Here is an 11,243-nt window from a genome sequence, read left to right as displayed (position 1 = left end):
ATGATTGGAAGCAGGCGATGAACCAGTTCGCTATCCTCTACGCCGATCGATTCGCTCGACCGTCCGTGTGATTCTCAACTCCGCCTTGAACACGGAAATCCTGACACTCCCGAGCGAAGCGAGTTTTTCCCGTCTCCGCACGGTTACAAAAATCCAAGGAGGGGGTCGCCATCTCGGGCGCGCCTTTCTTTGGTTACTTTCTTTGGCAAGACAAAGAAAGTGACTCAGCCCCGGCAGGGGATGAAACGAGGGATGCCCCACCAACAAAGAACACTCCCCGCCCCACGCTAGCGCCAGCGCAAACCCCAGCGCTATGATCAAACCCACACAAACACCCCGCCCAGCTTCCTGATGCCCGCTCCCCCCATCCTTCCCGACACCGCCACTGAAGACGCCTTCGCCAACGGCCCCTTCCCCGCCGCCCGGTTCATCAAGGAAATCGGCCGCGGCGCAGACGGCGCCCGCGCCCTGGTCAAGCACGACGCCCGTGCGCTCTTCACCGCCATGCTGGAAGGCCGCATCTCCGACGTGCAGCTCGGCGCCATCCTGATGGCCTACCGCATCAAGGGCGAAACCCCGGAAGAACTCGACGGCATGCTGGAGGCCACGCATGCGCATTGCCGGCCGCTGCCGGCACCGCACACGCCGCAGCATGCGTTGCCGGTCATCATCCCCAGCTACAACGGCGCCCGCCGCCAGCCGAACCTTGTGCCGCTGCTGGCCAGGCTGCTGGCGCGCGAAGGTGTGCCGGTGCTGGTGCACGGCATCCGCCGCTTCGACGGCCGCATCACCACGGCCACATTGTTCGACGCGCTCGGCTGGCCCATCTGCGAACACATGGACGAAGCGCGCGAGCGCCTCGAGAACGATCGCCTCGCGTATGTGCCGATCGACGTGCTCTCGCCCGAGCTGTCGGCGCTACTGGACAAGCGCGAGATCGTCGGCCTGCGCAACTCTGCGCACACGGTGGTGAAGATGCTGCAGCCCATCGGCGGACATGCGCCGCACGAGGCCCTGCGGCTCGTCAGCTACACGCACCCGGAGTACCGCGACACGCTCACCGATTACTTCCTGCGCCATCCGGCCAATGTGCTGCTCGCACGCGGCACCGAAGGCGAAGCCGTGGCCGACGCGCGGCGCGGCAGCGCGGTGGAGTGGCTGCACGACGGCACGCACGAAACGGTCATCGAAGCGGTGGAAGGTTCGAGCGATGCTCCGCCCGCGTTGCCCGCCGGCACCGATGTGGCAGCGACGGCGCAGTGGATTGCAGCCGTGCTCGACGGCAAGGCGCCGGTGCCGGAGCCGATCGCCAAGCAGGTCCGCGCGATCGTACGGTGTGCATGCCCCGCGCCGACTGCCTGATCGATCGCTCTGTCTTGCCGCTTACCTGGACGGCAGCGGGATGCGCTCCGTCTCACCGGGCACGTGGGCGAAGGCGTCGCTCTCCCAGCGCTGCTTGGCGTCTTCGATGTCGGCCTTGTCGCTGGCCACGAAGTTCCAGTAGATGTGGCGGTGGCCGTCGGTCGGGTCGCCGCCCAGCAGCATCACGCGCGATGACACCTGCGCGGTGAGCATCACGTCGCCGCCCGGCTCCAGCACGGCGAGGTGGTGCGGGTCGAGCGCCTCGCCGTCGATCGTGACCGCGCCTTCGACGAGATACAGGCCGCGGTCCGCATGCTCGGGCGGGATCACCAGCGACGCGCCGGCCGCGAGTTCCAGCGCCACGTAGAGCGTGCGCGAATTCACCTTCACCGGCGACGTCAGCCCGAACGCATCGCCGGCAATCACCACGCCCTGCACGCCCGGGCAATCGAGCTTGGGCAACGTGCTGGCGGCGTGGTGTGCAAAGCTTGGCGCGACTTTTTCCTGATCCTTCGGCAACGCCACCCAGGTCTGGATTCCATGCAGGCGGGCGCCGCGCTGGCGCACCCCGGGCGGGGTGCGTTCGGAATGCGTGATGCCGCTGCCGGCCGTCATCCAGTTCACGTCGCCGGGGACGATGGTCTGCACGCTGCCGAGGCTGTCGCGGTGGACCATGCTGCCGTCAAACAGGTAGGTGACGGTGGCCAGGCCGATGTGCGGATGCGGGCGCACGTCGATGCCCTCGCCGGGGGCGAAGTCCACTGGGCCCATGTGGTCGAAGAAGATGAACGGCCCGACCGTCTGCTTGGCCGCGGAAGGCAGCACGCGCTTGACCGAGAAGCCGCCCAGGTCGCGCACGTGCGGGCCGATGATGTGCTGGATGCTTGTCATGGAAACGCTCTCCTCAGCCGCGTTGGGCGAGTTCGGTGTCGATGCTGATCTCGACTTCCGTCATCAGCTTGTGCACGGGGCATTTGCCGGCCACGCGCAGCAGGTCGGCGCGCTGTTCGTCGGTCAGCTCGCCATGCAGAGTGAGCACGGTGCGCAGCGTGTAGCGGCCCTGGCGCTCCTGGCTGCCGTCATGCTCGACTGCCACGTCGATGGCGTCCAGCGGGTACTTGCGCTGGCGGGCGTACAGCGTAACGGTCAGCGCCTTGCAGCTGGCCAGCGCAGCGTCGAAGTAGGCATGCGGGTCGGGCGCGCTGCCCTCGCCGGCCGGCCTGGGCACGTCGGTGTAGATCGTGCCTTCAGGGAAGGTGATCTTGTGGCGGAAGAGGCCTTCGGTGTCCTTGCTGACAACGATGGGCATGGCGGCTCCTGTAACGGTTTTTGCGATGTCCGGGCAGTGTAGCCAACTTGTGGAGCGGCGATGGCACGTGCGCTGGGCACCGCATGGCGTTGCTGTCAAAGCACATCCGGAGGCAGGCATGGCCGGGCAGGGGGCTTGATGGGCGCGCCCCCCTCAAGCGGCGCCGTTTTTCGCCGTTCTTCCGGTTAGAAGACATCCGTCCTGCCACAGCTCCGCTCACGCGTCACCTCCATGGTTTCTCGCCGGCCGCTTGTCGCCATTGCCGGCGGCATCGGCGTTCTCCTCGTTCTTGTCGGCCTGACCGTGATGGCGGGCTGGCTGCAGCATTGGCCGTGGGCGGTGAAGCTGGGCACCGACCAACTGCTGATGGTGTTTGCCACGGGACTGTATCTGACGCTGCTCGGTACGGGGCTGGGCGCGCTCGTCGCTGGCACGGTGCAGCCGGGCGCGCGATGGGCAGACCCGGCAGCGCGACTCTTGAGCGGTGCCGTTGTGGTGCTGTGCGGGCTGCGCCTGGCGGAGGTGGTCACGGGCTGGCCCGTCTCGCTCGATTTTCCGGGGCTGCATGCATGGCTCGATCGGCAATGGGTGACTGGCTGGATCGGCGGCATGCATCCGAGCCACGCGCTGGCGCTGGCGGCATCGGCCATGGCACTGAACCTCGTCCCCACACTGCGGCGGGCCCGTCGCACGCGATGGCTGTGGGGCCTCATCGGCGTGGCGATGCTGCTTTGCGCGGTGGACCTGCTGGGCCGTGCGATGGCGCTGGAGTACCTTTACCCCGCATGGCTGCGCTGGCGCGCATCGGACGTGGCCGCGGTCTGTACGCTCGTGGTGGTGACGGGCGTGCTCTGCGTGGCGCTGGCGCGGAATCCGGGGCTGCTGCGCATGCGACTGTCGCCGGAAGACACCATCGTGTGGATCAGCGGCACCTGCGTGATGCTGGCGGGGCTTGGCGCCACGATCACGGCGTTCATCATCCAGGTCGACAGCGCCAGCGTGATGTTTGGCATGACGCGGGCACGGGCGCTCGGCAGCTATGCACAGGAACTGGATCAGGTGCTCACCTTGCGCGCCGAAAGTCCGCGCCTCATCGCGGCGGCGACGCATGTCCAGGAGGCACTGCGCCATCCAGCCGACACCGCGGCGCGCCTGCGCGGCGCCACCGCGTTGCAGGCGTATCGCGACCAAGGCTATTCATACCTCCAGTTGCGCACCCTCGGCGGCGACGGCGTAGTCAGCCTCGGTGCGCCGGTGCGCGGTCCGGAACTGTCGATACCGCTGCACGTGGGGCTGGCCCCGGAGCGCGTTTCGCTGCAATGGGTACACGGTTTTGCGATGCGCACCGAAACGCCGGTCATGGCCGATGGCGCGCACATCGGCTGGCTGGTCGCCGAGCAGCCGCTGGCCAAAATGACGGCCCGCTACGCCGGCGTGCGCGATGCCGGCACGACGGAAACCTTCGCTATGTCAGGGCTGGATGCGCGTGGCCGGGCGATGTCTTTTCCGCAGCGCTTTGATGCGTACGTCTTCGAGCTGCCGGCCCTGACGGTGGACCGTCGGCCGCTGCCGTCGCGCCTGGCACTGGCAGGCCAGGCGGGCTACGGCCAATGGCAGGACATCCACGGCATGCCGACCTCGTTCAGCTATACGCCCATCGGTCATACCGGCCTGGCATTGATCAGCAAGATCGCGAGCGCCGAACTCTACGCACCCATGCGCGCGCAATTCGAGCGGCTGGCAGCGCTCATGGTGTGCGTGATGCTGGGCAGCGTGCTGGTGATCCGTCTGACGGTGCGGCCATTTGCCAACAGGCTCGCCGCTTCGGAGCGCGCGCTGCGCACGGCAAACGAAGACCTCGAGCGCCGCCGCGACGCGCTGCGCGCCAGCCGCGAACAACTGCGCCTGGTGGCCGACAACGTGCCGGCGCAGCTGAGCTACGTCGATCCCGACGGCATCCTGCGCTTTGCCAGCCGTACGATGCTCGAAGCGTTCGACTGCACCGAAGAGGCACTGCTTGAACGCCACGTCAGCGATATCTACACGCCAGAGGACTACCGCGCGCTGCTGCCGTACATGGCCGAGGTGCTGGCCGGTTATCCGGTGCAGTTCGAGATCACGTCCATGCGCACCGGCGTGCCGCGCTACCTGAGCGGCCACTACTCCCCCGATTACGACGACCGCGGCATGCTGCGCGGCTACTTCTCGATCCTGCAGGATCTGACCGCACGCACCACGGCCGAGCAGGCCCTGGCGCGCAGCGAACGCGCGCTCAAGCTGGTGCTCGACAACGCGCCGCTGCTCGTCTCGTACATCGATCCGCATGGCATCTTCACGTTCTGCAACGTCACACACGCGCGCTGGCTGCAGCGCACGCCGGAGGAGGTCTGCGGCCAGCCGGCCGAGCAGGTTTTCACACCGGGCACGTATGCCCTGCTGGCGCCCTATCTGCAGCGCGCGGTGCGCGGCGAGCCGGTCGAGTTCGAGATCACCGCGCCGTGGTACGAAAAGGCGCACGCGAGCGGGACGCGCAGCCCCACGCGACACCTCCGCGGGCAGCTTGTGCCAGACGCGGCCGAGACCGCCGACGGGCGCTACGGCATCTACGCGTTCGTCCAGGACGTGACCGAAGCCAAGCGCAGCGAGATGGAGCTCTCGCGCATGGCGCGCTTCGATGCCCTCACCGGCCTGCCCAACCGCTACGAACTGTACGAACGCCTGCGGGCGGCGCTGAAACGCCGCCACCGCGTGCCCGCATCGCTGGGCGTGCTGTATCTCGACGTCGACCACTTCAAGCGCATCAATGACACCTACGGCCACGCCGCCGGCGATGCGGTCCTCGTGGAGGTCGCCCAGCGGCTGCAGCGTGCCGTGCGCCGCACGGACACGGTGGCCCGACTCGCAGGTGACGAATTCATCATCCTTCTCGACCCCATCGACGCGCCCGAGGATGCGTTGCACACGGCACAGAAGGCCATCAACGCGATCCGCCCCCCGATTCACCTCCCCGGCGACATGGTGGTGCACGTCACCGCGAGCATCGGCGTGGCCTGCCCGGGGCCCGAAATAAGCGACCCGGACGCCGCGTTGCGTGAGGCGGACCAAGGCCTGTACTGGGCCAAGTCACGTGGCCGTGACACGGCAGCATAGCCGCGAACCGATGGCCGGATGGCCGGTCTATGACAGGGTGCGCCGCCCAATTTGCTGCGGCGCAAACATCACACTATCGGAGCAAATCTTCTAATTTACGGGAACTATCAACCGCTCAAAAAAGTCCTATTAGCACTCATCCGGTTGGAGTGCTAACATGCCTCTCCAAACCTCCACTGGATTTCGACAGGAGTCCTGAGTGAACGCAATCATTCCCGTGAACACCGCTTCCGCCATCGCCACGCAGCCGTCGGCCAACGCGTGGGCGCTGGCGTTCCCCGGCAACCTGGGCAACATCGACGCCTACATCCAGAGCGTCAACCGGGTGCCGATGCTGTCTGCCGAAGAAGAACAACAGCTCGCGCGCGACTATCGCGCCACCGGCAATCTCGATTCCGCCCGCCGCCTGGTGCTCTCGCACCTGCGCCTGGTGGTGTCGATCGCCCGTCAGTACCTCGGCTACGGCCTGCCGCATGCCGACCTGATTCAGGAAGGCAACATCGGCCTGATGAAGGCCGTCAAGCGCTTCGATCCTGACCAGGGCGTGCGTCTCGTTTCGTACGCAATGCACTGGATCAAGGCCGAGATGCACGAGTACATCCTGAAGAACTGGCGCATGGTCAAGGTGGCCACCACCAAAGCGCAGCGCAAGCTGTTCTTCAATCTGCGCAGCCACAAGCAGGACGCGCAGGCGACGTTCACGTCCGACGAGATCGACGCCGTGGCCGCCGAGCTGAACGTCAAGGGCGCCGAGGTACGCGAGATGGAAACGCGCCTCTCGGGCGGCGACATCGCGCTGGAAAGCCAGATGGATGACGGCGAAGAGTCGTTCGCTCCGATCGCCTACCTGGCCGACACGCACAACGAGCCGACCCGCGTGATCGAAGCGCGCAGCCACGACCGCCTGCAAAGCGAAGGCATCGAGACGGCGCTGGCCAAGCTCGACGACCGCAGCCGCCGCATCATCGAAGCGCGCTGGCTGAACGTGAACGACGATGGATCGGGCGGCGCCACGCTGCACGAGTTGGCAGACGAGTTCGGCGTTTCGGCCGAGCGCATCCGCCAGATCGAAGCCGCAGCGATGAAAAAGATGAAGGGCGCCCTGCAGGCCTTTGCGTAATTGCCGCTTCCAGCCATAAGAAAGCCCGCCAGACTTGGCGGGCTTTTTCTTTGGGCACCTGCGGCCGCTGCGCGGATCAGTCGAGCAGCAGCTTGATGTCGTGCGCGATCGGCTCGGGGCCCTGGCCGTGCTTGATGAACAACCGCAGGTTGCCCTTCGGATCGAACATGTAGCTGCCCGCGGTGTGGTCCATCGTGTAGTTGTCCGGCGAGCTGCCGGGCACCTTGCTGTAGTACACCTTGAAGTCTTTCGCGACCTTCTGCAGCTCGGCCTCGTTGGCGGGGCGCAGACCGATGAAACGCGGGTCGAACGCCGGCACGTACTTGGCCAGCAGGTCCTGCGTGTCGCGCTCGGGGTCGACGGTCACGAACAGCACCTGCACGCGGTCGGCCTCCTTGCCGAGGGTATCCATCACGGCGCGCAGTTCGGCCAGCGTGGTCGGGCACACGTCGGGGCAGTGCGTGTAGCCGAAGAACATCACGACGACCTTGCCCCGGAAGTCCTGCAGCGTGCGGCGCTTGCCGGTGTGGTCGGTGAGCGAGAAATCGGTGCCGAAGCTCTTGGAGCCGGTGATGTCCAGATTCTTGAAGGCCGGCTTGTCGGTGCACGCGGCCAGGGCCAGCACGGCGGTTGCAAGCACGGCAAACAGCGTGGCACGGAATGGTCGGAACGAAAGCATGGTCGTCAGGTTGAAAGGAGGCCGCCTAGCGTAACGCCTGCGGCACTCACTTGCCGATGTGGGCATGCGTCACAGCGTCGCGCCCGGCGTCAGGGTGGGGCCGAACTTGAAGTAGTGGTCCACCAGCAGCGCGGCAAACAGGATGGAGAGATACACGATCGAATAGCGGAAGGTCTTCTGCGCCAGCGCATCGGAGTAATTGCGGTACATGCGCCACGCATAGGCGAGAAAGCCGAAGCCGAGCAGCAGCGCCGTCCCGAGGTAGATGTAGCCGCTCATGCCATACACGAACGGGAGGATGGTCGCGGCGATCATGATCAGCGTGTACAGCAGGATGTGCAGCAGCGTGTATTTCTCGCCGTGGGTGATCGGTAGCATCGGCAGGCCGGACTTGGCGTAGTCGGCGCGGCGGTACAACGCCAGCGCCCAGAAGTGCGGCGGCGTCCAGGTGAAGATGATCAGCACCAGGATCCACGCCTCGGCCGGCACGCTGTTGGCGACCGCGGCCCAGCCCAGCGCCGGCGGCATCGCACCGGACAGGCCCCCGATCACGATGTTCTGCGGCGTGGCCGGCTTGAGCAGCAACGTATAGATGATCGCGTAGCCGATGAAGGTGGCGAAGGTCAGCCACATCGTCAGGTCGTTGGCGAACACGTGCAGCGTCCACATACCTGCACCGCCCAGCACCACCGAGAACACCAGGATCTGCCGCGTGCCCAGCTCGCCGCTGGCCGACGGGCGCCAGGCCGTACGGCGCATCATCGCGTCGATCTTGCGCTCGACCAGGCAGTTGATCGCGAAGGCGGCACCGGCAAACAGCCAGATGCCGACCGCGCCGCCAATGAGCACCGGCCACGGCACCATGCCCGGCGTGGCCAGGAACATGCCGATGACGGCGCAGAACACGGCGAGCTGCGTGACGCGCGGCTTGGTCAGGGCTGCGTACTGCGCCGCGGTATGTCGCCAGCCGGGGAGTTGAGTGGAAGTCGAGGGAGAAGCCACGGTATTCATGGGAAACGGTCAGACGGCGGCCACTGCCGCAGGCATTGGCACGCGCGCCCGCGCGAGCCCGATCAGGTAATGCAGGCGCACCATCAGCAGCAGCAGCATCGCTGCTCCACCGTTGTGCGCCACGGCAGCCAGCAACGGCCACCCAAGCACGATGTTCGATAGGCCGGTGCCAAGCTGCACCGCCAGTACGATGAGCAGCACGGTCGCCACGCGGCCCATGCCGTCGATACGCCGCGCACGAAGCCCGAACCACACCAGGTAGCTCAGCACGACCACGGCAAACACGCGGTGCGTCCAGTGGATGGCGACAAGCGCATCGTGGGAAATGAACTCACCGCCGGCGGTACGGCCGAGCTGGCGCCAGAATGTGAAGCCGTGCGCAAAATCCATCGGCGGGACCCACTGGCCGTTGCACAGCGGGAAGTCGGTACAGGCGAGCACCGCATAGTTCGTACTGACCCAGCCGCCCAGCACGATCTGCACGATCAGCAGCACGAGGCCGGCGACGGCCGCCGCGCGCAGTGAAGCGGCACGCTCGTCCACCTGGCGCGGCGCATCGTTCTTGCAGCCGAGCCAGATGAGCAACGCGAGCAGCGACATGCCCAGCAGCAGGTGCGTCACCACAATCGCCGGCTGCAGCTTCAGCGTGACGGTCCACGCGCCGAATGCGCCCTGCACGCACACCAGCGCGAGCACGGCCGTCGCATACCACGGAGATTGCTTCAACTCCCGGCGCTTGACCCATGCCACCACGACCAGCGTGATGATCAGCACGCCCACCGCCATCGCAAAGTAGCGGTGCGTCATCTCGATCCACGCCTTCATCCACGTGACCGGGCCGCTGGGCATGGCAAGCTGCGCAGCATGGATGTCGTCGCGCGCGTGGAACGGGTTGGACGTGCCGTAGCAGCCGGGCCAGTCCGGGCAGCCGAGGCCCGAATCGGTCAGGCGCGTGAAGCTGCCGAACATGATGAGGTCCAGCGTCAGGAACGCCGTGATCCACACCAGCTTGCGATACTTGTTGCGGTCACCCTTGACCAGCACGTAGCACAGCGGGATCAGCGCGATCAGGATGCCGATGGAAGCGAGTTGCAACAGCATGGCTTATCCGATGCGCGAATACTTGAGCAGACGCGTGAGGTCCCCGCGGACCTTTTTCGGGTCGGGATCCTTCGGGAACTGCATCATCAGGTTGCCAAGCGGGTCCACCAAGAAGAGATGATCGGCGGGCAATGTCTTGCCATCGGTCAGCCAGTTCCCGGGCAACTGGGGCGCCCGCAGGAAGCGCACGGCGGCGTAGTCGTCGTTGTAGGCCTGGACGAGGCGCGGGTCGATGTCGCCGCGGTCGGTGACGAGCCAGACGGGAACGATGCGGTCGCGGTCCGGCCCTTGGCCGATGCGCAGCTGGCGCATGGTGAAGAGCTTGCGCGCGCAGTTGTCGTCGCAGGCGCTGCCGTCCACCGACACCATCAGCCACTTGCCCTTGAGGCTCGCGAGCGGCACTTCGGCGCCGTGCTCGTCCTGCACCATGAGGTTGGCCGGGATCGGGCGCTGCGGGTCGACCAGCGTGCCATACGCCGCCTTCCCGCCGGCGGGCGTGAAGACGTAATAGGCGAGGTACGACGCAATCACCGGGGACGCACACACCAGCAGCAGGAACAGCATCATCAAGCGGCCCCGGCGTGTGCGTGCGTCGATGCGCGGGTCGGCGGGGGCTTCGAGCGTGCCCGGCGCGGTTTCCTGATTCACCATGTGATTCCCAATCCATGTGGCTGCGGCACTAAGCCGCAACGCGAGTTCGTATTCACGCGGGCTCTGAAGCGCCCGCCAAGCGACGATAGCGTCGCACGCCGTAGAAGACCATCAGCCCCAGCACCCCAGCGGCCATTGCAAACCACTGGAATGCGTAGCCGTAATTGCGGTCGGCGCCCAGGTCGGCGCGCGGCCAATCGCGCGCCAGGCCGTCCTGCGCGTCGGATTCCTGCTGTACCACGAACGGTTGCAGCGGCATGCCGATTTCGCGCGCGAACGCGTCGAGGTCGATATTCTGCCTAAGTCGCTGGCCGGCTTCATCCGCGGCGTCCTTTCCGCCCAGGCTGAAGACACGGCTGGCATGCGGCACGGCCATCCCTTCGACCTGCACTTCCCCGGCGGGGGTGGTGTATGGCGCAATGCGTGTGCGGTCGACCGGATCGCGCGGCAGCCAGCCGCGATTGACGAGCACGGCGCGCCGGCCGGCGCCCTCCAGCACCAGCGGAATCAGCACCTCGAAGCCCGGGCGCGACACGCCGTTGGTCACATGCGGCCGGTTTTCGAGCAACACCGTGTGCGCCACATCGAACGTGCCGCGCAGCAGCACCGGCCGATACAGCACCGCATCGGCTGCCACCGGCTGCGCAGTAATGCGCTGGGCCGGCGCATTCTGCAAGGCGACGATGCGCGCCTGCCGCTCAATGCGCTCGTGCGCACGCTGGAGCTGCCAGCGGCCGAGCGCGCACGTGAGGGCGATCAGCGCCACACCGGCGATCATCGGCACGGGCGCAAACCAGTCGCGCAGCGGCACGCGCACGGTCATTGCGCGTCCTCGGTGAGATAATCCACCACGCCCGTTT

General features: G+C 66.5%; 10 protein-coding genes. 3 read left to right on the top strand and 7 right to left on the bottom strand.

Features of this window, described 5'->3' with window-relative positions; all coding sequences use genetic code 11:
• Positions 1 to 351 precede the first annotated feature (351 nt).
• Positions 352 to 1,362 (top strand): DNA-binding protein YbiB, encoded by a 1,011-nt coding sequence (ybiB, locus tag KHN96_RS21205; RefSeq protein ID WP_045785707.1) that lies wholly within the window; start codon positions 352 to 354, stop codon positions 1,360 to 1,362.
• A gap of 21 nt (positions 1,363 to 1,383) precedes the next feature.
• On the opposite strand, the gene KHN96_RS21200 is transcribed toward ybiB, so the two are convergent.
• Complete coding sequence (locus tag KHN96_RS21200; protein ID WP_062739441.1) at positions 1,384 to 2,253, bottom strand: pirin family protein; 870 nt, start codon at positions 2,251 to 2,253, stop codon at positions 1,384 to 1,386.
• A gap of 13 nt (positions 2,254 to 2,266) precedes the next feature.
• Positions 2,267 to 2,671: an OsmC family protein gene (locus tag KHN96_RS21195; protein ID WP_045785705.1), complete on the bottom strand. Its 405-nt coding sequence runs from the start codon at positions 2,669 to 2,671 to the stop codon at positions 2,267 to 2,269.
• A 231-nt stretch (positions 2,672 to 2,902) separates the two neighbouring features.
• On the opposite strand from KHN96_RS21195, the gene KHN96_RS21190 reads away from it, so the two are divergent.
• Entirely contained in the window at positions 2,903 to 5,821 is a 2,919-nt protein-coding gene (locus tag KHN96_RS21190; protein ID WP_062739442.1) for a sensor domain-containing diguanylate cyclase, read from the top strand.
• A gap of 199 nt (positions 5,822 to 6,020) precedes the next feature.
• Positions 6,021 to 6,941 carry an RNA polymerase sigma factor RpoH gene (gene rpoH, locus KHN96_RS21185; RefSeq protein ID WP_062739443.1) on the top strand — a complete coding sequence of 307 codons (921 nt, stop codon included), beginning with the start codon at positions 6,021 to 6,023 and terminating at the stop codon, positions 6,939 to 6,941.
• Between the two features lie 76 nt (positions 6,942 to 7,017).
• Here the strand turns inward: rpoH and KHN96_RS21180 are convergent, their stop codons facing one another.
• The 5 genes from KHN96_RS21180 to KHN96_RS21160 all read right to left on the bottom strand — a co-directional run bounded on the left by KHN96_RS21180 (position 7,018) and on the right by KHN96_RS21160 (position 11,206).
• A complete protein-coding gene (locus KHN96_RS21180) occupies positions 7,018 to 7,620 on the bottom strand; it encodes an SCO family protein (RefSeq protein WP_045785702.1) in 603 nt (200 codons plus the stop codon).
• 69 nt (positions 7,621 to 7,689) lie between these two features.
• Positions 7,690 to 8,631, bottom strand: a complete 942-nt coding sequence (gene cyoE, locus KHN96_RS21175; RefSeq protein ID WP_045785701.1) for a heme o synthase — start codon at positions 8,629 to 8,631, stop codon at positions 7,690 to 7,692.
• Positions 8,632 to 8,640: 9 nt separating this feature from the next.
• Positions 8,641 to 9,732 (bottom strand): COX15/CtaA family protein, encoded by a 1,092-nt coding sequence (locus tag KHN96_RS21170; RefSeq protein ID WP_062739444.1) that lies wholly within the window; start codon positions 9,730 to 9,732, stop codon positions 8,641 to 8,643.
• Positions 9,733 to 9,735: 3 nt separating this feature from the next.
• Entirely contained in the window at positions 9,736 to 10,383 is a 648-nt protein-coding gene (locus tag KHN96_RS21165) for an SCO family protein (protein WP_045785699.1), read from the bottom strand.
• 52 nt (positions 10,384 to 10,435) lie between these two features.
• Complete coding sequence (locus KHN96_RS21160) at positions 10,436 to 11,206, bottom strand: SURF1 family protein (RefSeq protein WP_045785698.1); 771 nt, start codon at positions 11,204 to 11,206, stop codon at positions 10,436 to 10,438.
• Positions 11,207 to 11,243 lie beyond the last annotated feature (37 nt).

It is taken from the genome of Ralstonia mannitolilytica (assembly GCF_905397375.1).
Classification (GTDB): Bacteria; Pseudomonadota; Gammaproteobacteria; order Burkholderiales; family Burkholderiaceae; genus Ralstonia; species Ralstonia mannitolilytica.
The sequence above is the reverse complement of the archived record's forward strand: the minus strand, read 5'-3'. Positions and strand labels throughout refer to the sequence as shown.

What these genes read in the sequence shown, in the direction of transcription:
- ybiB (WP_045785707.1), top strand. Translation starts at nt 352, where the DNA reads ATGCCCGCTCCCCCCATCCTTCCCGACACCGCCACTGAAGACGCCTTC.
- KHN96_RS21200 (WP_062739441.1), bottom strand. Translation starts at nt 2,253, where the DNA reads ATGACAAGCATCCAGCACATCATCGGCCCGCACGTGCGCGACCTGGGC.
- KHN96_RS21195 (WP_045785705.1), bottom strand. Translation starts at nt 2,671, where the DNA reads ATGCCCATCGTTGTCAGCAAGGACACCGAAGGCCTCTTCCGCCACAAG.
- KHN96_RS21190 (WP_062739442.1), top strand. Translation starts at nt 2,903, where the DNA reads ATGGTTTCTCGCCGGCCGCTTGTCGCCATTGCCGGCGGCATCGGCGTT.
- KHN96_RS21180 (WP_045785702.1), bottom strand. Translation starts at nt 7,620, where the DNA reads ATGCTTTCGTTCCGACCATTCCGTGCCACGCTGTTTGCCGTGCTTGCA.
- cyoE (WP_045785701.1), bottom strand. Translation starts at nt 8,631, where the DNA reads ATGAATACCGTGGCTTCTCCCTCGACTTCCACTCAACTCCCCGGCTGG.
- KHN96_RS21170 (WP_062739444.1), bottom strand. Translation starts at nt 9,732, where the DNA reads ATGCTGTTGCAACTCGCTTCCATCGGCATCCTGATCGCGCTGATCCCG.
- KHN96_RS21165 (WP_045785699.1), bottom strand. Translation starts at nt 10,383, where the DNA reads ATGGTGAATCAGGAAACCGCGCCGGGCACGCTCGAAGCCCCCGCCGAC.
- KHN96_RS21160 (WP_045785698.1), bottom strand. Translation starts at nt 11,206, where the DNA reads ATGACCGTGCGCGTGCCGCTGCGCGACTGGTTTGCGCCCGTGCCGATG.